Below are 25,147 nucleotides of genomic sequence, written 5' to 3'. Positions count from 1 at the left end.
GGACCGGAGGATTTGAATCTGCACTCCGTGGCGCCAAAGAATTGCATGTTGAACGTTCTCTGCGGAGAGGAGACTTGATGAATACTAAAAGAAGGTCACTCGTGTCCGACGTCGCCTTGACCGCGCTTGTCACGTTCAGCCGCAGTGCGTGGGCTGACATCCTGAACGGGGTCGACGGCCCCATCACCGCCCGAACGCCCCTTTCAGCGCGCAACTGCACAAGGGCGCAGAGTAGGCGGCCGCCAACATCAACGCAGCCGGCGGCATCAACGGCCAGCAGATCAAGATCGAAATCGGTTACGGCGTATCGGATCCGCAGCAGGGCATCTCGGCCGCCAGCAAGTTCCAGGCCGTCAGATACATCATCGGTCACTTCAACTCGGGCGTCACCCTTCCAGCCTCGGAAGTCTATGCCCGGAACGGCTTTCGGTTATCAACCCGCCGCTACCGGGTGTGGTCTGTGGAACACGTTCTGCATACGGCGCACCGGATGTCCAGGTGTGAAACCAGATTGGGTATAGGTACCGATCGACATAGATAGTGCTGCCCGCAAACCCGGCGGGCAGGAAAACTGCCAGCCATGGGCGTCAGGTCGTTGAACAGCTTTCAGGATTGCAACAGCGCATACGAAACATGGCTTCGCACTCAATGCGACGTCATAGAGACCGATCTTGAATACAAGCATGAGCGGATGAGGAAGAATCCTTTCACGTTCTTGAGGGCGACGTTTTTCCGCTGGGCCAGGGAGATCGCGAAGGTTTGTCCTGAACTGGCCAATGCGCCGTCCGTCCTCAGCGTTGGCGATACCCATACCGAAAACTTCGGAACCTGGCGTGATGCGGATGCGCGTCTGGTCTGGGGCGTGAATGATTTTGATGAAGCGGCGATCATGCCATATCCGTTTGATCTCGTGAGACTGGCAACGAGTGTCCAGCTTGCTCCGGGGATCGAGCTCAGCGGCCACGATACATCGGACGCAATCATAACCGGATATCGCAACGGTCTTCGAGGACCACGACCAACACTGGTCGACGAGCGCGCCGTTTGGATGCGGCGGTTTGTGGTGTGCACCGATTCGGACTGCACGAAATTCTGGGAGGAGGTTCAATCGTACCCAACGGTCGAGCCGCCGGCCGACGCCAGGAGAATTCTTCAATCAAGCTTGCCTGCGACCGCGCAGATCCAGCGGTTTGCGTCGCGCAGGAAAGGCGGGGGCGGGCTGGGTAAGGCCCGGTTCGTGGCCATCGCGAACTGGCAAGGGGGCCAGGTCATTCGGGAAGCGAAAGCGTCGGTGCCGTCTGCCTGGTATTGGGCTCATGGTCTGGCGACTGACAAATCTTGGGCCCACGATCTGTCATCGGGTGAATTTCGTTCGCCAGACCCTTTTCTGCGAGCAGAGGAGAAATTCATCGTTCGTCGAATTGCCGTGGATTCCCGAAAACTGGACCTCGGCGAGAATGCCGGAAAGGAACTCGACCTGATGGCTATCGAAGCAATGGGCTTCGAATTGGGCTCGATCCATGCGGCTAGCACAGCGCAGACAACTGCCGTTCGCGCCAATCTGGATTTATTGTCGGGCGCCTGGCTTCGCGACGCAGTCGGAGCCGCTCGCGACAGCATTGAAGAAGATTACGCTGCCTGGTGTTCCGGCCACTGAAAGTGCGGAAACTTCGCCAGAAATAACTATTAAATGGGTTCCATAGGGCGCAACGGATCAACGGAGGTGTATATTATAAGTGAGTGAAAAATACTGGTACAAAAAATGCTTGCACATGACAGAAAATCCAGCTGTAATATTCAAGGTGAGCCACGATCATAACCCGGTCTTATTTCGGGTCGATGGTCCGCCGCTCATGTGAATTCGCTATCTTCTGGAAAGCGCTAATCACCAAATCCTGAATTGGCAAAAGGGGGTCGGCATGCGTGCAAAAGCGTCGAAGGATGGTCTAACCCTACGCGTCATTACTGGTACCAATAATGCCTTGCTCGCAATGGATCTGAGCGATTCAAAGCGCGAGAATTGTCTTGGCTTCTCTATCGAACGCACTGACCTGGGCACTGGAGATCGCCGCTGGCTCCCAAACATGCTGCAATTTCCCTCCGATCCGAACCCGAAGTGGATAACTACTGCTCGCGCTCCACTCCAGAAATTTCGATGGGGCGATTACACGATCGAGCCAGGCAAACGGTATCGTTATCGCGCCGTAGCCCGCTATGGGCGAGCTTCAGATATCCTTCATGAGGGCATCGGTGCAGAGAAACCCGGTGCTTTCGATATCATCGCTGGTGGCGCCATTGTCGAAGTCAAGGCCGAGAACTCTCGCGAAGATCACACTGCCGTTTTTTTTAATCGCGGAGCAGCGGCCAGCGAAGCTTACGTGCGCAAGTTCGGTGACAATGATCCCTCCAAAATTCCTGAAGCACTGGTCTGGCTATCCAGAGGGCTGGAGGAGGCAATTCTCGCGTTTCTCGCAAAGGCGGTCGACGGACAGTTTGCTATGCACGCAGCAATATATGAGTTTCAGAAGCCAAACCTTCTGGATGGCCTTGAACAGGCAAGTAAGCGCGGAGTTGATGTGAAGGTGATCTATCATGCCCGCGACAAAGGGGGCGAGGATAAAACCCGCGAAAAAAATGAGGCGGCGATCGCAGGTTCCAGGATGACCTTTGCCAGGCCTCGGGAGGCCGATCCCCAGGGAGCAATAATGCACAACAAGTTCGTCGTTCTCCTGCGAAAAGACGCTGGAGGTGTGCTACAGCCTATTGCCGTTTGGACCGGCTCGACAAATTGGACTGATGGCGGGATCTATGGCCAGCTCAATGTTGGACATGCAATCTACGACGCTACCATCGCCGAGAAATACGAGGCCTATTTTCAGCTTCTTTCCCAAGACCTGTCGGAGACGAAATCACATTCGGCATTGGAGGAGCTTACGCCGGTTCCATCAGGCGTCGACAAGCTCGAGCACGGGATCACTCCGATTTTCTCTCCTCAAAGCAGCATCGACATGATCAAGCTTTACGCGGAGATCTGCGAGAGGGCCAAAGTCTTGTTGGTGTCAGCACCGTTTGCGCTTCACCCGGAAATTCGCAAGGTTCTTAAGCAGGCTGCGCCCGGCACTCTCCGGTTTCTCATGGCCGACAAAGAAGGGTCGTTTGGCACGAAGGGCGAAATTGAAATCATGGAGGGCGATCCCGCCAATGCCGCCGCAGTCGCTACCGTGCTGGACACACCCTTGAACGACTATCAAGGTCGGCTACTGGAACACTCGGAAGGCTTTCACCATGCTGGCGTGCACATCCATTCCAAGATCATTGCCGCCGACCCGTTTGGGATAGAGCCGATACTGGTTACTGGCTCCGCCAATTTTTCGAACAATTCGACCAGGGTCAATGATTCCAACAGTCTGATTGTTCGTGGCGATACCGCCATCATGGACATTTATGCCACGGAGTTTATGCGGATGTTCGAACACTACTGGTTTCGCTACCAGCGAGCTCAGAAAGAGGAGGAAGCTAAAAAATCTGGCAAGTCACTCAACACCGTCTTGGCTTTAAAAGAAGACTCGTCGTGGTCGGACCCATTTTACATCCCCGCCTCGAAGGAAATGCTCGATCGACAGGCCTTCGCGGGGCTCGTCGCGTAGCAAGGATTCGCCCGAAATCTCCGAGATTCATATTTCCAAAATTCCTGGAGTAGCCCGTCGTCATTGCGGTCAATTTTTCGCCTCGCCACCCGTCCTTACCTCTTCCGGTGTTTGGGTGGCAGTCTATATACTCCCAGACAACCGCGCCGCGACTGCTGCCGCACTTTTGCAGCTTCTATGACGAAGCCCAGATCGCGTGCTGCAGCACCAGACCCTGACGGTCCTTTAGTTTGTGCAGCAGGGATCGGTTCATGATACCAAAGGGGGAACAGACGTTGGAACCAATTACGGGAATCGCATTGAGTTTGGCGCTGGGCGCAGCCACGATTGCCGGCAAAGAAGTGGTCAATGGTCTTGTCAAAGATGCGTATACGGCACTGAAAGGCCTCCTTACCTCTCGCTATCCGAGTGTTTCGGTGGACCACCTCGAGAAAGCTCCGGAGTCAAAGGCTCGGCGCGCCAGCGTTGAGGAAGAGTTGGCCGCAGCGAAAGCCGACAACGACATCGAATTGGTAGCTGCCGCGCGAAAACTCATCGAAATGATCCAACAACACGCGCCGGATGCTGGAGCAACGGTTGGCGTGGACCTTGCAGACATATCGGCCGCTAACCTGCGCCTGGAGAACGTCGCGGCCTCGGGGACGGGTATTAAGGTCAATCGCGGGACGTTCTCCGGCGACATCGAAATTAAGAATGTTCGTGCCGGGGTCTCTCAGAACCATGCGCGAAAGGCAGATAAATCCTGAACCGCAAGGTCAGAATGATGTCATACAATGTCGCTGGAATTGTATTCAACAATGTTAATGCTCAAAACATAACCATATCAGGGGTCACCGTTAACGGCGCGTCGGCTCAGGAAATTGCGGAGCTAATACTAACTCATGACAAGAGCATACAGGCTGTAAACAACGCTGCGCTAGATGAGTACCGATCAACTTATGGCTTAGTAGTGTGCTACGTAGATGAGCTTCGTGGTAAGACATCCATTGTCGATAACGTTGATGGTATAGAAATTATCTTTGAGTTTCTGGAGGGATATACCACCTTCCTCAGGCGCGACAATTCCACGAGTGCTCTGGAGTTGATAGAGGCGATGACTACGTTGGCTATGTTGCGCCGCCTGTATGGACAATATCTGCAGTTGCGCTACGCAGCCGAAAGCAAAGTGGCTCTTCCTTGTACGCTCCAGTTTCATAGGATAGAGTTTACTGTCAAGAAAGTAGACCAAGAGCAGTTTTCCATAGCCGAGACAATAACAAGGGAAGCCTTGCGGCTGTGCGAAGATCGGCTAGGCGCCGCTCATCAACAAAATATTATCGTACGCAACGAGATTGGCTTGATTCACAGGGACAGAGGAGAATACAAGCAGGCATTCCGTGAGTTCAACGGGAATCTATCTAGCCTAGGGAAGAATCAGCCGAGCAACAAAAGAGCTTTCTTGGAGGCCTATTTCAACATGGCTATGGTGCTTCGCGATCGATCTTGGCATGCCGGCTCTGCCTATTTTCTGTGGTCTGCTAGCCTGTTTGCGGAATCGGCCGGTGAAGACGTGGTATTTGTCAAGAGTGTTCTTTACCGTCAGGTAAAATATGCGCTTGTCTATCTTTTGTTACAGGTCTCAATTTTTTCTGCGTGCTTTGTTATTATTGATATCTCTGCAAGAGGCGCGATGCCAGTTTTCATGTTCGTCGCGATGTTTATTTTTCTGATGGGCGTTTTGTACATAGTTTTGGATCGTTTCATATTGATAACGCTCGCGATTTGGTTTGAAGGCGTGGTGATTGCGGCCTATTGGCCGAAAAGAGGTCCTTCGAACGTCCTCTCTGATCTCGCGATCAAAATTACACGGTCGCATAATGCGCAGATGAACTAGGGCCACCTTGCCGGCGGTATCAGGTAGCAGCGCCGATCGGATGGCTGACGTCGACTCGATCATGTTGGCAACTTTTCAATGCGGCGTCAAAAGACATCCAGGCTGAAGCATCGCGCGCGTCAGTGTTCAGATCGCGCTGATAGGGGCGCTGCTTCTGTCCCGTAATCCCTTGACCAGCAAGCTACCCTTCTAAGTTGGTCTGTTTCGGTTTGGCAAGGTTCTTCATCTCATCCAAGATGCGCCCGGCGAGATGGTTGAGCCCTTTGACAATTGGATCGCGGGCAGCCGTCCCCGGGTTCCCCTGTTCTAGGCCCGCCTGGCCTCGGCCAAATCCAGCGTGTCGAGTACCAGTTCGGAGAGGAAATCGAGATGGCGCAGCACGCGCGTGCGCGCCTGCACCAACCCGAGCCGGTTCAAGCTGCACCGTGCTCGCCGTCTGGCGGCTGAGGCGCATCGATTGCGCAAAATCCAAGGGTTCATCCTCACCTATTTCGCGAAGAAAGCCGGGGCTGGAATGTGTCGGGAGATAAGGACTTCCCTGCTGCGCAAAGCGGACCTCTTCGTGAAACTCCGGAGAACCCGGTGCCTCGCGCAGACGCACCTTTTTTCTGCTGGTGCACGGAAATAGAGCCTGACGTTGCCGTGCCGCTCACGGTCTTCAACGACGCCTTTGAGATTGAATTTCACAGCGACGCTCGCAACATCCATTATCTGCGATGCCAAGGATTGTCGCTGGAGGACTCCCCGTCAAGCTTGCTGTTGCGGTGGAGCAGACTCCGGAATGCTTCTGCCAGTTCCTCTACGTCCCAGACATAGCGCTCCTTGCTGGGCATTCGCGGCTGCTTCATACGCCCGTCCGCTACCATCTGGTCGAACGTCGTCGGGCTGACGCCAACGGCCCCCGCTGCCTGCTCCCGATTGATGCCAAAAAGTGGGAGGCTTTGAGCGCCGGGTAGGCTTTCACGGCTTTCTCGCTGCACATCGGCTTGCGGTCGATTCTTCGCTGCGGTGGCCAAATCATGTACAGGCCTCACGCTATCTCATCGAACGTCGGGAACCGGTTGGACTGCCCACTGCGGCAAAGGGCAGCAACGGCGTGTAAATGGAGGTAGAACCAGCAATCCATTCTGCTGGTTGCGGGTTCCCCGCGACCAACACATTTGCAATGCCGCACCTTCCGTGTTTATGCCGCCGATGACGCGTCGAATGTGACGGATCCTCAATCCGTGCCCTTGCTATCGGGGTCGCCAGACCATACGAGATCATACGAAGGATATGGGTTGGCTAACCATCCGCTAAACCGTTGATTTTCCTTGCTAGTCGCACACCCTCAGCGACTAACATAATCGTTATTTTCAATATGTTACGAGCCAGTTCGCCAAAGTCGATTCAAGAAGCCGATCCGGCCACCCAACCCATATCCCGTTTGTCTTCTGCTGAACGGCAGCTTTGCGCCTTCATGTCGGTCATTAAAGTGAGCTGTGTCGTTGCCTGGAGCGGACGTCACCAGCGACCGCACTTAGTGGTCACGGCTGCACCATGAGCGGACCGATTGACGCTGCCAATCAGCCAAACTATTTGGCCTTTTGGCTTTCCGCCTATGAAACTCGGGTGATTGTGAACCAAAATGATTGCCGATCGGCTTGGATCTCTCCAAGCTCGTTACGATCGAACTGACGGTACTTTTCGAGGGCGATAGGGTGCGTAACCGGATGCCGCGAGGGTCAAAAAATCGACCGATTGTCTCGGATAGTTGGCGAAACCTCGAAAAAAAATTCGCGGCGATTTTCCCTTTAAAATCAAAAGCGTAACTTTTTGACGGCCTCAGCGTCGGTATTTTCTCGCCGCCAGAATAAATTATTGAATGATTTCAAAAGATTATAAGCTATTTGAACAATCGAGTGGGAATGATTTTTGCCCGTCCGAGGGTATCCGTGCGATCGAAGGATGAGGCGATCCGCCCCTCAGACACCTTCGATAAGCTGGTCGGAGCATCGGCGCGATACAGTCGCGGCGAAGCTCTTGGGTGGCAAACGCCAAACGCCGTCTCGGTTGCGGCCACGCAAGAGTTTGCTTCTACTAAGCGGCGAGATGCTGATCGAAGAACGACTTCAGCTTGTCGAACGGGATGAGGTTTACGCGATCATAAAGATCGACGTGACCCGCGCCCTTGACCCAGTGCAACTCCTTCGGCTCGGCGGCCTTGGAGAACGCCAGCTCGCTGAATTCCCGGGAATGAGCCTGGTCGCCGGCGATGAACAGCAGGGGCCGGGGCGAAACCGTGTCGAGGTCCTCCAGCGGGTAAAAGTTGACGAACTTCACGTTGGTCACGACCGTCGGCATGGTGCTGGTCTTGGGCGACGCATAGGCCGGCGTGACTTCGCCGCGCGGCGTGCGGTAGAAATCGTAGAACTCGTCCCCGATCGCATTGCCGGTGAGTGCGATTGGCGCGCCCGCCGTATAGGCGATTTCCGCGCCATCCGCCTCGGCAACGCGCTCCCGTGCGGCTGTCGCAAGGAATGCCTGAAGTTCTTCTCGAGTCTGCTTGCCGCCCAGACCCTTCCGATACAGCGTGCCGTGGTCATACATGCTGACCGTGGCAACCGCCTTCAGGCGGGGGTCAATCTTGGCGGCGCTCAGCGCGAACGCGCCGCTGCCGCAGATGCCGATCACGCCGATCCGTTCGCGGTCCACATAGGGGAGTTTGCCGAGATAGTCGGCGGCGGCGCTGTAGGCCTCCGAGTAGAAGTCCGTGGAGACCGACTGGTGGGGCTCTCCCTGGCTTTCGCCCCAGAACGGCAGATCGATTGCGATCGTGACGAAGCCCTGTTCCGCCATCTTGGCGGCGTAGAGATTGGCGCTCTGCTCCTTGACCGCGCCCATGGGGTGGCTGACGATGATCGCCGGATGCTTGGCGTTGCGGTTCAGCGCTTTGGCGACGTGAAGATTACCTACTACGTCGGTCTTGTACGCGCTCTTGAAGGTGACCTTCTCCAGCGTCGCCTTATCACTCTTGAAGAAATTGTCAGCACCGTTCGACATGTCTTGCGCCTTTGCTGTTGGGACGTTGAGAAGCGATGTGAAGCCGACGGCAGCGACGCCTGCGGCGGTGACCTTGAGCAGGCGCCGCCGGTTGGCATCAACTGCGAGGCTCGGAACTGTGGTTCCGGCATCCATTTGTTTGGTCATGGGATCTATCCTCTTGATCGTTTCCGCCATTCAGGCGGGCAGGCTACGAAAGCCCTTCGCAATTCAGCCGCGAATATAACCGCCTCTTCGGCGCGCCGCCGAAACGGGATATCGGCGAGCTACGCAAGCGCGCCAGCAAGGCCACCCAACGTCTACCCGCGCACCACTGATTTCGCTGGTTTCGACTTGCCGGTTCTCCCGGGGTTAGCGCGCGCTGTCGATGATCGAGCCGCCGTCGGGCGTGAGGGTGTATCCGGTCAGGAAATGCGCATCCTTGCTCGCGAGGAAGAGCACCACCGGCGCGATATCCTCCTCCGGCGAGCCATACCGGCCGAGCGGATTAGTCGGCGGGGGGACGTTTGCCTCCGGCCCCCAGGTTTCCGCAACGGGAAGAACATTGTTGACGGTGATCTTGTCGCCCGCCCATTCGCGAGCAGCCGTTCTGGTGAGCGCGCACGGCTTCCTTCGCCATGTTGTAGGGCGCCATGCCGACAAGGCCGATCACGCCTGCCATCGAGCCGAAGTTGATGATGCGGCCTTCCTGACTTGCCTGAAGATGCGGATATGCCGCTTGCATGAAGCGCAGATAGGCGATCGGGCCGACGTCCAAATTACGCTGAAGCTGATCCACGGATAGATCGAGGACAGACGAATAAGGGACGGAAGGGTCGAACGCGTTGTTGACGAGAATGTCGAGGCCGCCATAAACGCCCACCACCTTTTGAACCGCTGCTTTGGTCTGCGACCGGGCATCCCGATAGGGCCCGCGAGGTGTGGCCGCCGGGCGGCGACCCCGACAGGCGGCGTCGTGGTCGGCCATCGGACAAGGCAGACCTCGCAGCCCGCAAGGCTACGATTGATCAACGCTTGGCCTCCGTGAAGGAAGCCTGCTTTATCGATCATCGAGATCCTGCAACAACGAAGTGGCCACGGCTTCCTCGGCGATGGCCACGCGGTGTTCACGCATGGCGAGCGTCAGCGCCGCATCCCATGACGCTTCGACCGACTGCCCTCCGAGTGGATGGGCCATGCTCGGCGCAGCCTGGACGGCGGCAAGATAGTCGATGGCGCCAAAGCGCCACGGCTCCGCGCCATGTTCGCGCATGACGTGGTTGCCGATACGCAATCCCGGCCAGTCGAAATCGCCGTGATAGCGGAGCCGTGCCCCCGCCTGCGCAAGTTGGGATAGGAGGCATCGTTGCGCGGCGGCGGGCATGCCGTCGGTGCAGACCAACGGGGCGCAGCCAGCGCCCCACTGGTCTGCTGCGATGGCGAGAAGGTTAGGGTTTTCGCATACGAAAACGGTGCGGCCCGCCGCATCCCATCGGGGCGGCGAACGAAGCAGCGATCGCAGCGAGGCATAGGCCGGCTCGCCCAAGGGCCTGCGATCACTTCCGGCTTCGCGTGTCGGCAGGTTCAGGAACACGGCTGGGCGTGCCAGCTCGTTGACCAGAACGCCTGCCCTGGCCCAGATCTCGCGCGCCCGCTCCGCGCCGCCGGCCGGTTCGAGATCGGCGTCCTCCCCTAGCTCCTGTGGCATGTCGCCATTCTCGTCGGGAGCCGGCGCGGCAGTCTGGCGCCAGACTGCCAGCACGAGTGCTGCGGTGCCGCGGCCATTGTCGAGCGCGTGAGCATCGCCTAGCACCTCGGCGGCGAGTTGCGAACGCGTGACGCCGTTTGCCGGCAAATGCCGCAGCACCTCTTCAGCATGGTGGCAGAGCCGCGCCGCCACTGCCGGTTCCTGCCGCGCGAGCCGCTTGAGCAGGCCGATGCCCGCCGGCGCCCTGAGCAGGTCGGCCAGACCGGGGTGGCCGCATCCGTCGACGACGCCCGACCATAGCGTTTGCAGCCGGAGACGCGCCCTGGCGAGGTGAGGGATGGGACCGTCGAGCCTTTCCAGGGCATCGCGCAGGGAAGGGGCGAGTCCGGCACGCCGCAGGTCGCCGTCGATGCGGCGAACGTCGATCCGCAAGGACCTGGAACGGCGCTGCGGGCGCCCGAGCAGCGAGGCCAGTGCTGCATGTTCCTCCGCGCTGAGCTCGCCGACGCGAATGTATTCTACGGCCTCGTCGAGCGGCGCGCGCTCGAAACGCTGGCGCAGCCGCTTGCGCAGCGGGGCGAGATGCTCTCCGCCGAGCAGGCGTTGCAATCGCGGGTCGATCTGGTCGTTCATGTCGGCGCAAATCGGCGATCGGGATCGGCCTCGGATGTCTTCTCCCGGCCGTCCCAGGTCCATCGCGACACGAACACGGCATCGATGCCTTCGCGCCGCTGCAATTGGCAGATGGCGACGCCCGGCAGTTCGGCATAGCACGCCCACTCGCGCTCGCTGGTGATGACGAAGTCCAGATCGAACTCGCGGATCAGCCCCATGCAGTGCGCGCGCGCCGTGTCGTCGATGCCGGCAAAGGCTTCGTCTAGCAGCATCAGCCGCGGCGCCAGGACAAAGCTGCCTTGGTTGTAGAAGCTGGCGACCGCAGCGAACAGCGGCACCGTCAGGCCGAGCGCCCGCTCGCCGCTCGAGGCGGGTCCGGAAAGCTTGCGCCAATGCCCCTCCTGCCAGCGTTCGACGCGAAAACGGTGCCAGTGGCGATAGTCCAGCGCGCGGGCAAGTTGGTCGAGCAGGGTGCCGCTGTCCTTTCCGCTGCTGGAATCGGCACGCTCCCGCTCAGCCGAGATGCGCTGCTGCAGCATGGCGCCGACGACTCGCCGGTCCTCCGCCGACCAGAGATCCGAGCTGGTGTTGAGCAGGCGCTTGCGCGCCACGTCGAGGCCCACCGGCGCACCTTCCTCCTCGGCCAGCGGCTGCCACAGCAGGCGATAGCGCACGCCGGTCGAGGTGGGGCGCTTGTGCAGCTCTCTGTTGATGGCATCGACTTGCCGTTCGGCGGCTTGCAGCAGACGCTGGATTTCAGCGGCGATCTCGGCTTGCAAATGGTTCTCAAGAACGGTCCGCTCGTTGGCGGTCAGCAATTCGCTGCGCTGGGCGATCTCTTCGGCGAGTCGGCCGGCGAGTCGGTCCGGCCGTTCGCTCCGATTCTGGTAGATGATGTCGACGCTGAAACCCCAGTCGCTGGGGTTGGCCCGGGCCTGGTGGCCCAGCGCGCCGAGCGTGCGCTGCAGTTCGGTAAATTCCTCGGCGATCTGCCGCTGAACGCGCGCCCATGCCTCGTCGTCATCCTTGAGGGTCGACAGTTCCTGTTCCGTCCGCCTGGCCAAGGTCAGCGCCGGATCGATCGTCCACTGGGCCCCCATGTCCGGCAGTTCGACACGCGGCAGTGCTGCCGACAGCAGGCCGGTGCCGGCAAACTGCTGCAATTTGGAGATCGCCCGGGCGCGCGCCTCGCCGCGCTCGTGCAAGACGCTGGTCGCGGTCTCGGCCTGCTGGTTCGCCACCGCCCGCGTCTCGCCCGCCTTGCGCAGGGCGTCACCGGCCAGCTTCAGCGCAACCTCTCCGACTTCGACCGCGACACGTGCTTCGGCGAGCTGCCGCTGCAACTCCTCGACCTTGGCGCCGACCATGTCACGCAGCACTTCGAGCCGGGCAAGGGCCTCCTCGGCTTCCACGCGGGCCGCCGCGGACTCCTGCTCGCGCTGCTGGAGATCGTCCCGCGCTTCGTTCTCCCGGGCAAATTGCCGTTGCCATTCGGGCAGCGCCAGGCGCAGCTCGTGGGCGGCTTGCTCGAGCCGGACCTGCGTGTCGCGATAATGATCCACCTCCGTTTCGACGGCGGGCAGCGCCTTGGGCGATCCGGGCAGGCGCAGGTCAGCGGCATCCGCCGCGAGCTGTTCGCGCACGGCCTTGAGTGCCTGTTGGGCCTCGCGGAATCGCATATCCGCTTCGGCAAGCCTTTCACTGGCGAGGCGCGCGGCGCGGGTGCCGGCAGCGGCGGCCAAGTGAGCGCTGCGCAGCACCTCGTCGGCGGGCGCCTTGCGCCATTCTTCGTCGGTCTGCTCGCGGTCCAGCACGATCTGCCCGGCCGTGGCCTGCACCGCTGCCAATTCGTCGGAAAGCTGCGTCAGGCGCTCGGCAATCTCGGCCAGCCGCCGCGTGCGGGCCGCGTCGCGGGCTGCGTGTCCGATATAGACCGCCGCCGGCTTGCCCCAGGCGCCGGTCAGGGCGCCGAGACGATATCGGCCGTCAGCGGCGATCCAGGCCTCGGTATCGACAGGGTCGTTATCCGCGCAGGCGATGCTGGACAGCACGCGCTCGACGACATCGGCCGGTACCGTACTGCCGGCCGGCACGGTGACATCCAGAAAGTCGGCAAGCGATGGAGAAGACTTTCGCCGTTCCAGCACCTGCGTGTCGTATAGCGGCGCGCCATCATCGCCGGACTGAAGGTGGCCGTCCGGCGAGATCCACGCGTCGAGCAGGCCGGCGGCTTCGAGGCCGGCTTCGAGGCCGGCGCGTTGCGGCGCAGCCACCGTGTCGCGAAAATCCAACACTTGCCAGAACGGCGCGCCCTGACGCGCGCCCCGAACGGAGGCGTCGCGCGTATAGGGCAGGGGCGGCGCCATGTCGTCGCCGGCTTCCAGGCGTTGGCGTTCGTCGTCGAGGCTCCCGCGTTCCGCCTCCAGCGTCTGCCGTTGGCCGTCGAGCGCCGCGCGACGTTGCGTCAGCGCGAAGCTTGTCGCTTCATGCGCCGATTGCAGCAGGTGCCGGGCGGGATTGTCACCTTGCGGCGTCGCGGCCCATTCCGCCAGGGTCGTCAGGGCCGCGAATTTGGCGTCTGGATCGACTCGCAGTTGCTTCAGGCCGATGAAATAGCGATCCCAGCTTTCCATCAGGTCCCGGCCTTGACGTTCGACCTCCGCATCGGCCTGCGTGCGACGTTCAGCAGCCTCTTCGGCTTCGACCTGTCGCTCGTCCTGGGTTTCGCGACGCCGCATATAGGTGGCCTCGGCTTGCGCGACTTCGCCGTGACGGCGACGCAGAAGGGCGATCTGCTCACGCCGGCCGGCAACAAGGCTGCGAAGCTCGTCGCAGGCTCTGTCGAAAGCATGCTGCGTCAACTCGACCAGCGCGGAAGCCTCCAATGTGGCAAGCGGGCTTGCGGTGTGCTGGCCGGCGATGCCTGCCGCGTCGGCGTGAACGGCACTTTGCCGGCGCAGCTCGGCCAAGGCGCGCTCCGCCTGTTCGGCGCGCCGACCGGTGCGGCTGGTTTCTTCGGCGCTGAGTCCCAGCCGCCGGCCTGCCTGCTCGACCGCCGCCGCGGCTTTCTGCATCGCCTGCCGGCGTGCCGCCATCTCCTTCTCGGCGCTTTCGAGACGATTGGCGTCCTGCATCGTCGGATCGGAGCGCAAGGCGTCGAGCCGCGCCCGCCCGCGCGCCAGGGTGATTTCCGAATCGTCATGGGCCGTCTGGGCGAGCGCCTCCCGCGTTTGCGCTTCGTCGAACCGGGCTTGGGCTTCGCCGCGCGCCCGGCTGGCATTGTCGAACTCCGTCTGGGCCTGGCGCAGCAGACGCGCCTGCCTGCGGGTCTGCGTACCGGCATAGACGCGATAACGCTCCTCGAAGCGGCCGACCGCCTTGGCCAGCGCCTGATATTCGTCGAGCTGACGGCGGTCTTCCTCGAGTTGCCCGAGCGCCTCGGCGACGTCGCCGAGCAGTTCGGGCGCCAGCGGCGGCAGGGCCTCGGTCAGCGCGTTCGACAGCGCGGCTTCGTCTGGTTTCCTGGAAAGCTGCGGCTGGCGAAGCTGGATCAGCGTATCCATCAGCGCGTCGTAGCGCTTGGCGCCCAGATGGAACAGGCGCTCGTCGACCGCGCGGCGATAGCTGGCGGCGGTGTCGAACACTTGGCCGCGGCCTTCAAGTGCATCGCGCAGGCGCTCCTTGGTGAGCACGATCCGATGCTCGCTCGTCAGCCACAGATCCTGGTTAATGCGCGGCGCGCCGTCGGCGTCTTCCAGCAGGAAGAACCAACTGTCGACCTGGGAGCGGGCGGCCGTTGCCGAGAGGCCGACGCCGAGCGAAAGGTAATGCGGTGTGCCGTCTTCGGCGACGCGACCGAACTCGATCCACGCATAGCCGTTGCGCCGGTCGTGGCTGTTCATCAGCAGGTTCCAGGCCATCCTCTTGCCGGCGTCGCCATCGGGCTCGATGCGTGAGGGTTTGAGCTGCGCGTCGAGCAGGAACGGCAGCGTCAGCGACAGCACCTTGGACTTGCCAGTGCCGTTATTGCCGCGCAGCAGCAGATGGCCGTCGCGGAACCAGAATTCCTCGCTGTCATAGTGATAGAGCTCGACCAGACCCAGCCGCAGAGGCTGCCAGCGTTGCCGCGTCGGTGTAGGCAACGCGGGCTTTCCCAATGGCGAAATGAGCAGGTTCAAGCGGTCGTTCATGTCGGTCCGAACAGAGAGCCGGTGGCCTGGGCTGGCGCATCGCGGGTTTCGCGAATTTCGGCCTCGCCCAGCGCAAAGCGGGTGAGCGCCGGCAGCGGGTGCACGGCGCCGCCTTTTCGTACCACCAGTTGCAGCTTTTCCAACCGATCGATAGCGATTGCCGCAAGCTCGCGTTCGGCGCCGGGCTCGCGTGCCGATTTGCGCCAGTAGCGTCCGTACTTGCCTTTAGCCTCATGCAGGAAGTCGGCAATGTCGTGCTCTCGCAGGACGGGAGCCTGCGTCGTGTAGGCGCCATCCTTTCGCCGCTGCCTTTGGCCCGCGGCCAGATGCTCGGCGACGAGCAGCGTCACATGGGCGTCGGTGCCTTCGGCCGGCATCGCCACATCGGTCAGCAGGCCGGCTTCGTCGACCAGCGCCACACCTTCGGCGCGCTGCTCCGCCACCAGGCCGGCTGCATCGCACAGGCGGGCGGCCATGGCTCCGCGCTGGTTGAAGAAGTAGGCGCGGGCTTCCGGGTCCAATGTCTCGACATAGACGACCGGATCGTCGAGAAGCCGGCGTGCGAGCTGGTGGCGCAGTGCGGTGCGCCGGCCTTCCTCGCTGTCCGCGACATGTTCGTCGACCATGGCGCGCAACCGCGCTTCGAGCGTCACCGGCGCTTCTTCCGGCGTCCAGGTGGACGGGCCGCGTACCGCCGCCAGCATGCCGGCGAGCATGCGGCGCTGCACGTCGTAGAGCGCATCTGCCTGATCGCCTCCGGCACGCACGAATGTTTCTTCGTCGCCGGCGACGCGGTGCAGCACCCCGAGGCCCAGCAAGGTGCGGCACACCGACACGAGTTCGCGCCGCTCGTGTTGTGCCTCAAGCGTGAAGGTGAAGTCGAGCGCCGGCTCGGCGGCGAGTTCCAGCAGCCTCTCTCCCAGCAGGCGCAAGGTGATCTGCGGGTCGGCGCGTTCGAGCACCGCGCAGGCGAGGCAAAGCAGAACGTAGCGGCGCCGATCGTAGCCGGGAAGGCCGCGCATGGCATCGGCGAGATCTCCGGGCCGCTTGTAGAGGCGCGCACCCTCGCGCTCGACCTGCAGTATCCAGCCCGCCTCGCGCGAAAACCATTCGCGCAATGCTTCGGCCTGGCGGCGTACGCCAGCGAAATCTTCGTGCGCCGGACCCATGAGCGGCGTCATCAGAAGGGCGCGCACGCAGGAGCGAAACTCCTCGCGCTGGAAGCGCTGCTGCAGCAGGCCGATGCCGTGACTGTCGTTGGAGCCGTTCGCCGCTTTCATCGACCGTCCTGCAAGGGTGTAATGGTGATCAGATGGTCGCGCCCGGCAAAGATGCCACGCGGCGTTTCGATCGTGGCGCGGCTGTCGGGGGCGAGCGGCTTCAGGTGGATGTGCAACAAGCCGTCGCCCGTCCGCCGCTCCACCGGCGTCTCCGGCCCGGCCTGTTCACTCAGCGCCTCCCCGAGCAGGCCCAGGAACAGGCCGAAGGCATGCATGTTGAGCTCTCCTAGATCCGAAAGCCGCGCGGGGCGGCTGGTGGCGAGGCGCTTGCGCGCCGCTTCCACCTGGAGCGATTCCTCTGCGAGCTGGAGCGATAGGAGTGCACGCTCCTCGGCGCGGTCGCGCACGCGCGGCAGCGGTCCGCGCGGGGTGGCTTCGCCATATTCGCGCAGACGCGGGTGAATCCTGAGCGGTGCGGCGTCGGCCCAGGAGGTGCTGGCCGGCAGTTCGGCGTCCGCGTCGGCGTTGAGCGAGAAATGCCGCGCCGGATTAAGAGCGAAGGCGGCTCGCGCAAGCCGGTGTGCCTCGCTATTGTCGGAGCAAGCGGCGAACCAGCCGGCGAGCAGGCGAAAGTCCGCCGAGCGATCGCTGCGGCCGCTGCGCCGCTCGTTGAGCGCAGCGATCGCAGCGAGAAGCTGCGGGATGGCGGACCGCGCCCGTGCCCTCAACAGTTCGGCTTGCGGCGGCTCGTGGCCGGTGCTGAGGAACCAGCCGCGCAGACCCTTCCAGCGTTCTCGCCAGGCTCGCAGGTAGCCGTTCCGCGACTCGGCCTGATCCTGCGCGCCGCCGGGAGCCGCGTCGCGCGATTCGCGCTCGGCCACCTGCCCAAGCAGGGCATCGACGCCCGGTTCCAAAGCCAGGATGAGGCGCGCGATGGTGTCGGAACGGCGCACCAAGTCGCCCATGAAACGTTCCAGATAGTCGATCAGCCGCTTTTTGTAGTTTGCAACCGCCACCGCCTCGGCTTGCTGCAGCTCGATGCTGCGAGCGACGCCGGCCATGAACGCCTGCGCGTTCTCGGCCAAGCCTTCGAATACACGCACCAGATCCCGCAGCGTTTCGTGGATCTTGGCCACGTCGGGTTCGACCGCGCCGGCCAATGCCTGAAGCGCCTGCAGCCGGCTCGCTATATCTTCGAGCGCCACGGTTTGCAGTTCGGCGCGACGTTGCAAGGTCTGCACGAAGACCGCCAACGCAGATTCCACCGCCTCGCCGCCCTGCGAGAGCCGGTAGAGAAAGCGTGCGCGGTAAAAGTCGCTGAGGCTGGAAACCCGTGCGGTATCCGGATGTGATTCGAGATTGCCCCATTCTGCAAGCTGGGTAAGCGCCGTATTCACTTCCTCGATGCGCGGCGGCCCGGCCGACCATCGGGCTTCGGCAAGCACTTCGTCGGGCCTCAACTGCAGGCGGTATTGCCGCTTGGCCGCCGCGAAGACGTCCATGATGCAGCGGTAGAATGCAGCCTTCTCGGCGCTCACGTGACGAAACAGATCCGCCGAGTCATTCGCAATTTGCATAGGCGATCGCCACCTGTCCAAACCCATCCTGGATGTTTTCGCTTTGTTCTCGCGTCTCGTCAAGACCGGCGTTGACTGTTGACACGTCGTCAGAACGCGATTCGATCAAGCTTCTTGATCATATTTGACCTCGTTGTTGTTGGGAGGCGGCCAGAGCTTCGAACTGGTCCTGACTCGCTTCGCTGCAGTTTCACGTGATGCCGAGAGCTTCGTGCTGAAGGCCGCGATGCTGATGATGAACTGGTTCGTTCGATGATCGCCGCATCGATCTCGTCGCCAGTGAGGTCGCGCGGAGGTCGATATCAACCGAGAGCCAAAGGCAGGTCCCGAGTGAGGAATTGATCTCTTTGCGCACCATAGCTCCTAAAGATGATATGTTAACGGATCATAAAAGGTTGACATGTTTACTGAATGAGATATCTTTGCAGATCATTACACATGGTTGTGGATCGTATAGGCATCATTTCAATTATGACCTCTGAATCGGAAATTCTACGTGAAATCGGGAGGGTTCTCAGACATGCGAGGCTCGCCGCAACCATGACACAGGAGCAGGTCGCTGATTTGGCGGGCATATCCCGTCCCCGCTATCGCGATATCGAAAAGGGAGCCGCAGCGGCGCGTGCGACGACGCTCATGAATGTCGCTCGCGCGCTCGGTCTGGAAATGATGCTGGTTCCGCAAGTCATGGTGCCGGCTGTCCAGGCTCTGTTGCGCCCGCATGATGATGACGACCTGCCCGCCTTTGTTCCTCAATCTGACGATGACGATCATGGCTCCAGTCTTTCACGCACCTAAGACGATCCCGTCGCTGGACGTGCTCCTGGACACCCTGAAGGTCGGCACACTCGTCAGGACGCCGGGCGATTTCAATGCGTTCAACTTCGATGAGGCCTACCGCGCGACGGGCGGCTTGCCGGTTCTCAGCCTGTCGTTCCGGGCAGCGATGGGAGGATTGCGGAAAAATCCGAAGCCTCTGGCCGGCGCCTTGCCGGCTTTTTTCGCGAACCTCCTACCGGAGAAGAAGCTACGCGAGGCGATGGAAAAGCACCACGAAGGCAATGTGCGGCCAGGCAATGATTTCGATCTGCTTGCAGCACTCGGCACCGATCTGCCAGGGGCCGTGCAGGCATTGCCTAGTGATGGCTCGATAGCGGTCCCGCAGGATGCTTCAAAAGATAAGCCCAAGGCTCGGTTCTCACTTGCCGGCGTGCAGATGAAGCTGTCGGTCATGAAGAACACTGGAAAAGGCAGCGGCCTGACCTTGCCGATGGACGACGAGCAAGGCCGATACATCGCCAAGTTCCCTTCGACGGCGTTTCCAGGCATTTCCGAAAATGAATTCGCCAACCTCGCGTTGGCCGCCGCGATCGGCATGGAGGTGCCTGAACGCGAACTTGTCGAGAAGTCCGATTTCGAGGATATTCCCGAAGAATTCAACACACTGTCAGAGGGCAAGGTCCTTCTCGTCAAACGCTTCGATCGCGGCGCTGAGGGCGAGAGGATTCACATCGAGGATTTCGCTCAGGTCTTCGGCGTCTATCCCTCGCATAAATATGAGGGCGCCGCTTATCACGACATAGCCTCGGCCCTTGGCGCGGCCGTCTCGCCTACGGCGGCTCTCGAATTCGTCCGCCGCCTGGCACTGACCGTCATCACCGGCAATGGCGACATGCACCTGAAGAACTGGTCGTTGATCTATCTCAGAAACGGTGACGAGCCGGCGCTTGCACCAATCTACGACGTCCTGTCCACCGTGCCATATATTCCCGCCGACGCCATGGCGCTTTCGCTTGGAGGGGAGCGCTCGTTCAAGGCGCTAGCAGCACCGCGATGGAAGGCATTTGCGAACCGTGCAAGGCTTCCGGAGCCGGCAGTCCTGAAGGCAGTGGTCGAGACCGTCGAACTCGTCAACGAGCACTGGTTGCGTCTACCTGAGCGCGACGTGATCCCGGCAAAGGTGCTCGAGCGGATCGACGAGCATGTGAAGGTGATGACGCCGATACTGAACACCTGCGCCGAGAAGTGAGCCAACCCCATGGCTTGGAGAAGAGGGAGTGACCGCCGGCAGCCCGGCTCGACGGCCAGAGATTCGCGAGTAGAGCATCAATCCTACGTGTGCGGCGGGCGACTTGTGACTGATAAGGTTAGACGAAGATCCGAGGACACTCATCCACGCTTAGCCTTGGCCATGGCGTAACCGACAGCGCCCTCAGACGATTGACCGAACGACACCGCCATCGACCCTCAACCCGGCGCCACTGGTCGCTGACGCCTGCTCTGAGCAGACATAAACGACCATGTTTGCGACTTCTTCGGTCGTCGCAAGGCGATTGATCAGCGTCGTCGGACGCATTGTCTTCAAGAACATCTGCTCCGCCTCATCTTGCGTGATGCCTTGCGACTGCGCCAACTCGTTCATCATATTGGACAGGATTTCGGACCTCGTTGGACCAGGGAGGACCGCGTTGACCGTCACGCCCGTCCCGGCAACCGCTTCCGCGAGCCCCCTGGAGATGGCGAGTTGCGCCGTTTTGGTCATGGCGTAGTCGATCATCTCTTTTGGGACGTTGAGGGCGGACTCGCTGCTGATGAACACGACGCGTCCCCAGCCACGCGCTATCATCTTCGGCACATAGTGGCGCGCGGAGCGGACGCCGCTCATGACGTTGAGTTGGAAGAGGCTCAGCCAGTCGTCGTCAGCAAGCTCGAAGAACGTCTTCGGACGCGCTGTACCCACATTGTTGACCAGGATATCCGCATCCGGCGCCTGCGCGAACAAGGCGTTGGCCCCCTCGGCAGTCTCCAGGTCAGCGGCAACGCCCGTCACATCGCAACCCGGGAAAAGCTCACGAATCTCACGGACCGCCGTGGCGACGCGCTCCTGGCCGCGGCCGTTGATCACAACCGAAGCGCCCGCGCGCACCAGTCCCTCGGCAATTGCGCGACCGATGCCCACCGTGGAGCCCGTTACAATGGCCTTGCGACCTTGGAAGTCGATATTCATGACTTGTCACCTCTAGCTCGTGGTGTGCGAGATATAGACAATGTTCAGATGCCGCATAATTGGCTAAGAATACATAATATTCATTCTTCTGAGGAATGACGTGGACCGCTTTCAGGAATTAAGTGCGTTTATCGCGGTCGTTGAAGCAGGCGGGTTCACAGCTGCCGCCCGGAGAACCGGCGACTCACAACCGGCCGTCAGCAAGGCCGTCGGCGCGCTGGAGAAGCGGCTGGGGGTGTTGCTGTTCAATAGAAGCACGCGAAATGTGAGCCTCACGGACCAAGGGCAACGCTATTATGACCGGACCAAGCTCCTTGTCGGGGAGTTGGATGACGCCGACAGCGAACTGACAAGCAGCACGCTCAACGTTTCCGGCCCAATCAGGATCGCCGTTTCCGCCACCTTTGGTCGCCTTCACATCCTGCCCCTTATCCCCGACCTTCTCTCGCTCAACCCCGGCCTTCAGCTGGATCTCATCCTGTCGGATTCGATGCGAGACATGGTGGAAGACCGGATTGATCTGGCGATCAGGGTGGGGCCAGTCGACGAACCAGACGCGGTCGTCACGCGCGTAGCTCGTACCCCATTGGTGTGCGTTGGATCCCGTCGATACTTCAAGGAACGAGGGGTGCCCGGGACCCCTGCCGAACTCGTGAACCACAACTGCTTGCTTTATAATGGGCTTATAGAGTCCACCAATTGGCCGTTTTGCGGACCAGACGGCGAATTCAGCGTGCCGGTTCGTGGGAATCTTTCATCGAATAGTGTCGAAACGATCCGGTCTGCTGTGCTGGCGGGCATGGGAATCGGTATGTTCGCCAAAGTCTCTCTTGCCGATGACCTGCAGCATCCGGACGTGATTTCGCTTTTCGAAGAATTTCTAGTCGATGTCAGGGATATAAATCTTGTCTGGCCAAAGCGCCGCCTTGTTCCGGCACGCGTGCGCTGGGTGACTGAATTTTTCTCGCAACGGATTCCCGGTCGTATTTAGGTCGGCGCCGGGCGGCGTAACAACCGCGATGGGGTCGTCGTTCTGTGACGTATAAATACAGGGAAACGGCGGGCCGCCTTGGACCAAGAGTTGGAAGGAACAACGATGAAAGGCTGGAAGCTACCCTGGGATGGTGGATGCATGTGCGGTCAGATTCGCTTTCGCATAACCAAGCCGCCTCTGTTGACCATGGCGTGTCATTGCACCGGCTGCCAAAGGCTGACGGCGAGCGCGTACTCTTTGAGTTTTGCAATGCCGAGCGAAGGCTTCACGATCACGCAAGGCGAACTCACGCGTGGTGGTCTTCACGGCATCCACCAGCAGCTCTATTGCCCACACTGCAAGAACTGGGTGTGCACGCGCCCGCATGGCCTCGATTGGCTCGTCAACGTCCGTGCGACGATGCTCGACGATCACGGCTGGTATCGGCCGTTTGTCCAGGTTTTCACCGCCGAGAAGCTACCCTGGGCAGTGACGAACGCGGTTCACAGCTTTGAAAGCCAGCCGGATCTCGACGGGTATGCGCCGCTAATCGAGGCGTTCGCCAGGGAGGGCACCCGACCGGGCTGACTGCAACGTGCCCATAGATCGCGTGTCTCTTCGTCCTTATTCCGTGTGCTCGGATCCGGTAAAGCTGGGTCGCGCGCTGCTCGAAGAAGTTCGCGCGCGCGACCAATTCTCGGGCCAAATCACACGGTCTTAGATCGACTACTGCTCCTTCTTGAACAAATCCTGGAAGATGAGCTGGCCCCAAGAGCGGCCGCGTGCGTGTACCAGCGCGCCACCCTCGTTGAGCTTTCCCAGCTTGATGGGTGCGAACCCGAGTTGTTTGGCCAAGGCCGCTACGGGAGCGATCGCGTCCTCGTCGTCGCTCGACAGAAAGACCACCCGGTGCCCGCCCTCGACGATCGGATCGGCAGCCAGAGTGGCCGCAACGAGGTGATTGAAACCTTTCACGAGCTTGGCGCCGGTGAACGCCTTCGCGACAAATGCGGAGGACGGGAGGCCGTCCAGCTCTTCAGGGACAGGAAACGCGTTCATTGCGTCGATGACCGTCTTGCCTTTCCAGTTCGGCAGGGCTTTCGCAACCTCGCGATGCTCCCCGAAAGGGACCGCCAAGATGATTGTGTCGGCCTCAAGTGCTTCCCGCAGCGACTTGGCGACGACCGTGGGTCCAATCGCCCGAACCTGCGGCGCCAACGCCTCGGGCGGCCGGCGGCTCGCGACGGTCACGTCTATGTTTTTACGGGCAAACGCCCTGGCCAGAGCCTGGCCGATATTGCCGAAGCCGATAATTGCGTAGCTCATATTTATTCTCCTTGGGTTTATCACGCCGTACGACGCTCCGAACGGTCGAATGGAGCGCCTGGACGGGCGCAGTGCGTCAGAGTTGCGCCAGGCCGCCGTCGACGGCGACTTCGCTGGCGGTCATGAAGCTGCTGTCCGACGACGCGAGAAAGGCGGCCACCGCTCCGATCTCCGCCGGATCGGCCATGCGCTGTAGCGGAGTCATCGAGGCGAAGACCTTCTGGCCCTCCTCGCCTAGCGCTTCCTTAGCGAGTTCGGTTGCCGTCGCCCCGGGCGACAGCACGTTTACCCGAATGCCGGTGCCCTTCAGGTCTTCCGCCCAGGTCCGCGCGAGGTTGCGCACTGCCGCCTTGCTCGCACTGTAGGCGGTGAATGCCGGGGCGCCCGTGGTGCCGGCGCTCGATCCGGTCAGGATGATCGAACCGCCCGGGCCCATCAGCGGCAGCGCCTTCTGGACCGTGAAGATCGTACCCTTCACATTGGTGTCGAAGGTTTCGTCAATGTGCTCGGAGGTGATCTTGCCGAGCGCAAGCGGGCTTCCCGCCCCGGCATTGGCGAAGACGATGTCGAGCGATCCGCGCTCGGCCTTGACCGCCGCGTAGAGCCGGTCGAGGTCGGCCTCATCGGAGACCGAGCCCTTCACCGCCCGGGCATTGGGCCCAAGGTCCGCCACAGCGGCGTCGAGCGCTTCCTGCCGGCGACCGAAGATGAAGACGAAGGCGCCCTCTTCGATGAAGCGCTTCGCTGCGGCGAGTCCGATGCCGGTAGCGCCGCCCGTGATGACTGCAACCTTATCCTCAAGCTTTCCCATGACTTCTCCTTTCGTGGTGTCGGGACAGCATCTGCCTCCGAGGACCTCGAAATGGGTCTGCCGGCGTCAGTTGTTGAGTGCGGAAGCGCGCACATCGGTGGTGCGAAATCGATCCGGCTGGACGACTGACGCCAGCCGCGACGATCGGTGTCCGCCGTTCAAAATTGGAGCGCACTCGTCGACATAGGCTATGAGGATGCCCGAACTGCTGTTCGATGTGTTAGACACTGGCTTTGGAAGGCGCACCGCGCGGTGCGGAATTACACCATGATCGACTGGGATGACGTTCGCTACTTTCTAGCCGTCGCGCGCGCAGGCTCGGTGCGGGCTGCTGGCGAGCGCCTCGGGGTCAATCACTCGACCGTGCTGCGGCGCATTGCCCAACTGGAGGAGCGGCTGGGCGCGCAGATGTTCGAGAAGCTGCCTTCGGGCTACCGCCTGACGGCTGCGGGCGAGGAGGTCCTCGATCTCGCGCACCAGATGGAGGCGTCGTCGCATTTGCTGGAGACGCGCGTCTTCGGTCGCGACCAGAGCGCGCGCGGGCTTTTGCGGGTGACGCTTCCACCGTTCCTCGCCACACACCTGCTCATGCCGGATCTCGCCGACTTCGCGCGTCTGCACCCGGACATCGAGATGGAAATCTCGTCGACCGGCGAGGTGGCGAATCTGACCAACCGAGAGGCCGACGTCGCGATCCGCATTGTCGCCAACCGCAAGACCTTGCCGCTCAATCTCCACGGCCTGAAGGGACCGGAGCTGTTCAGCGGCGTCTACATGTCCCGCGATCGACTGGCCGCGTGGCGTGCTGGTGCGCCTGATCCCATCCGGTGGATCGTCATAGACAATCATGGAATTCCGGACTGGGCGCGCGCGGGAGAAGTTCACACCACGGAAGTTCCGTTCAGGAGCCCGGACGCCGAGACGCAGATCGTTGCTGTAAGGCAAGGGATCGGGATGACGAAACTGCCGTGCTTCGTCGGAGATGCCGACCCCCTGCTGGTGAGGGTGCCGGGCACCGACCTGCCCATGCATGGGACGCTCTGGCTTCTCACGCAGGGGGAGACACGCAAGACGAAGCGCGTGCGGCTCTTCACCGAGTTCGTATCCCGCAGGCTCGCCGCCCACGCTCCGCTTCTCTCGGGGCTGTCCGTATCGCGTGACTGACGCCAGGCAGGTCGC

Annotated in this window: 17 protein-coding genes and 2 pseudogenes; 10 read left to right on the top strand and 9 right to left on the bottom strand. The window is 61.1% G+C overall.

What is annotated here, in order from left to right; genetic code table 11:
* Positions 1 to 77: 77 nt before the first annotated feature.
* From NKJ01_RS04060 to NKJ01_RS04040, 5 genes and pseudogenes are all read left to right on the top strand, one after another.
* Positions 78 to 473: pseudogene (locus tag NKJ01_RS04060) on the top strand (ABC transporter substrate-binding protein); the annotation flags it as partial.
* 122 nt (positions 474 to 595) lie between these two features.
* Entirely contained in the window at positions 596 to 1,657 is a 1,062-nt protein-coding gene (locus tag NKJ01_RS04055) for a DUF2252 family protein (RefSeq protein WP_352726315.1), read from the top strand.
* Positions 1,658 to 1,919: 262 nt separating this feature from the next.
* On the top strand, positions 1,920 to 3,647 hold the full coding sequence (locus tag NKJ01_RS04050; RefSeq protein ID WP_352726313.1) for a phospholipase D-like domain-containing protein: 1,728 nt from the start codon (positions 1,920 to 1,922) through the stop codon (positions 3,645 to 3,647).
* Positions 3,648 to 3,922: 275 nt separating this feature from the next.
* Positions 3,923 to 4,393: a Het-E N-terminal domain-containing protein gene (locus tag NKJ01_RS04045; protein ID WP_352726310.1), complete on the top strand. Its 471-nt coding sequence runs from the start codon at positions 3,923 to 3,925 to the stop codon at positions 4,391 to 4,393.
* Positions 4,394 to 4,410: 17 nt separating this feature from the next.
* Positions 4,411 to 5,520, top strand: coding sequence for a hypothetical protein (locus NKJ01_RS04040; RefSeq protein ID WP_352726308.1), 1,110 nt, complete (start codon positions 4,411 to 4,413; stop codon positions 5,518 to 5,520).
* Between the two features lie 2,079 nt (positions 5,521 to 7,599).
* On the opposite strand, the gene NKJ01_RS04035 is transcribed toward NKJ01_RS04040, so the two are convergent.
* From NKJ01_RS04035 to NKJ01_RS04010, 6 genes and pseudogenes are all read right to left on the bottom strand, one after another.
* Positions 7,600 to 8,709, bottom strand: a complete 1,110-nt coding sequence (locus NKJ01_RS04035; protein ID WP_352726306.1) for an alpha/beta hydrolase — start codon at positions 8,707 to 8,709, stop codon at positions 7,600 to 7,602.
* A gap of 204 nt (positions 8,710 to 8,913) precedes the next feature.
* Positions 8,914 to 9,451, bottom strand: a pseudogene (locus NKJ01_RS04030) (SDR family NAD(P)-dependent oxidoreductase); the annotation flags it as partial.
* 150 nt (positions 9,452 to 9,601) lie between these two features.
* The gene (locus NKJ01_RS04025) at positions 9,602 to 10,882 is read right to left on the bottom strand and encodes a TIGR02679 family protein (RefSeq protein ID WP_352726304.1); all 1,281 of its coding nucleotides are present in this window, start codon (positions 10,880 to 10,882) and stop codon (positions 9,602 to 9,604) included.
* The gene (locus NKJ01_RS04020) at positions 10,879 to 15,054 is read right to left on the bottom strand and encodes a TIGR02680 family protein (protein WP_352726302.1); all 4,176 of its coding nucleotides are present in this window, start codon (positions 15,052 to 15,054) and stop codon (positions 10,879 to 10,881) included. Before NKJ01_RS04020 ends, NKJ01_RS04025 begins: the two co-directional genes overlap by 4 nt.
* Positions 15,051 to 16,334, bottom strand: coding sequence for a TIGR02678 family protein (locus NKJ01_RS04015; RefSeq protein WP_352726300.1), 1,284 nt, complete (start codon positions 16,332 to 16,334; stop codon positions 15,051 to 15,053). The genes NKJ01_RS04020 and NKJ01_RS04015 overlap by 4 nt, the downstream gene beginning before the upstream one ends.
* Positions 16,331 to 17,851: a TIGR02677 family protein gene (locus NKJ01_RS04010; RefSeq protein WP_352726298.1), complete on the bottom strand. Its 1,521-nt coding sequence runs from the start codon at positions 17,849 to 17,851 to the stop codon at positions 16,331 to 16,333. The genes NKJ01_RS04015 and NKJ01_RS04010 overlap by 4 nt, the downstream gene beginning before the upstream one ends.
* 471 nt (positions 17,852 to 18,322) lie before the next feature.
* Here NKJ01_RS04010 and NKJ01_RS04005 point away from each other — a divergent pair, with 471 nt between their 5' ends.
* Both NKJ01_RS04005 and NKJ01_RS04000 read left to right on the top strand, forming a co-directional pair.
* Entirely contained in the window at positions 18,323 to 18,649 is a 327-nt protein-coding gene (locus NKJ01_RS04005) for a helix-turn-helix domain-containing protein (RefSeq protein ID WP_352600313.1), read from the top strand.
* Positions 18,624 to 19,880, top strand: a complete 1,257-nt coding sequence (locus tag NKJ01_RS04000) for a type II toxin-antitoxin system HipA family toxin (RefSeq protein ID WP_352726296.1) — start codon at positions 18,624 to 18,626, stop codon at positions 19,878 to 19,880. The genes NKJ01_RS04005 and NKJ01_RS04000 overlap by 26 nt, the downstream gene beginning before the upstream one ends.
* A 183-nt stretch (positions 19,881 to 20,063) precedes the next feature.
* Here NKJ01_RS04000 and NKJ01_RS03995 read toward each other — a convergent pair whose 3' ends face one another.
* Positions 20,064 to 20,858: an SDR family NAD(P)-dependent oxidoreductase gene (locus tag NKJ01_RS03995; protein ID WP_352726294.1), complete on the bottom strand. Its 795-nt coding sequence runs from the start codon at positions 20,856 to 20,858 to the stop codon at positions 20,064 to 20,066.
* 100 nt (positions 20,859 to 20,958) lie between these two features.
* Here NKJ01_RS03995 and NKJ01_RS03990 point away from each other — a divergent pair, with 100 nt between their 5' ends.
* Together NKJ01_RS03990 and NKJ01_RS03985 are read left to right on the top strand one after the other, a co-directional pair.
* The gene (locus NKJ01_RS03990; RefSeq protein ID WP_352726292.1) at positions 20,959 to 21,849 is read left to right on the top strand and encodes a LysR family transcriptional regulator; all 891 of its coding nucleotides are present in this window, start codon (positions 20,959 to 20,961) and stop codon (positions 21,847 to 21,849) included.
* A gap of 105 nt (positions 21,850 to 21,954) precedes the next feature.
* Complete coding sequence (locus NKJ01_RS03985) at positions 21,955 to 22,419, top strand: GFA family protein (RefSeq protein ID WP_352726290.1); 465 nt, start codon at positions 21,955 to 21,957, stop codon at positions 22,417 to 22,419.
* 138 nt (positions 22,420 to 22,557) lie between these two features.
* Here NKJ01_RS03985 and NKJ01_RS03980 read toward each other — a convergent pair whose 3' ends face one another.
* Complete coding sequence (locus tag NKJ01_RS03980; protein ID WP_352726288.1) at positions 22,558 to 23,157, bottom strand: NADPH-dependent F420 reductase; 600 nt, start codon at positions 23,155 to 23,157, stop codon at positions 22,558 to 22,560.
* 76 nt (positions 23,158 to 23,233) lie between these two features.
* Positions 23,234 to 23,968: an SDR family NAD(P)-dependent oxidoreductase gene (locus tag NKJ01_RS03975; protein ID WP_352726286.1), complete on the bottom strand. Its 735-nt coding sequence runs from the start codon at positions 23,966 to 23,968 to the stop codon at positions 23,234 to 23,236.
* 267 nt (positions 23,969 to 24,235) lie between these two features.
* Between NKJ01_RS03975 and NKJ01_RS03970 the strand changes: the two genes are divergently transcribed.
* Positions 24,236 to 25,132, top strand: a complete 897-nt coding sequence (locus NKJ01_RS03970; RefSeq protein ID WP_352726284.1) for a LysR family transcriptional regulator — start codon at positions 24,236 to 24,238, stop codon at positions 25,130 to 25,132.
* The last annotated feature ends 15 nt before the right edge of the window (positions 25,133 to 25,147 follow it).

Origin of the sequence: Mesorhizobium sp. M0276 (assembly GCF_040321755.1) — a bacterium.
Lineage (GTDB): Bacteria > Pseudomonadota > Alphaproteobacteria > Rhizobiales > Rhizobiaceae > Mesorhizobium.
Note: the sequence above shows the minus strand (reverse complement) of the source record. Positions and strands in the feature narration are given on the sequence as shown.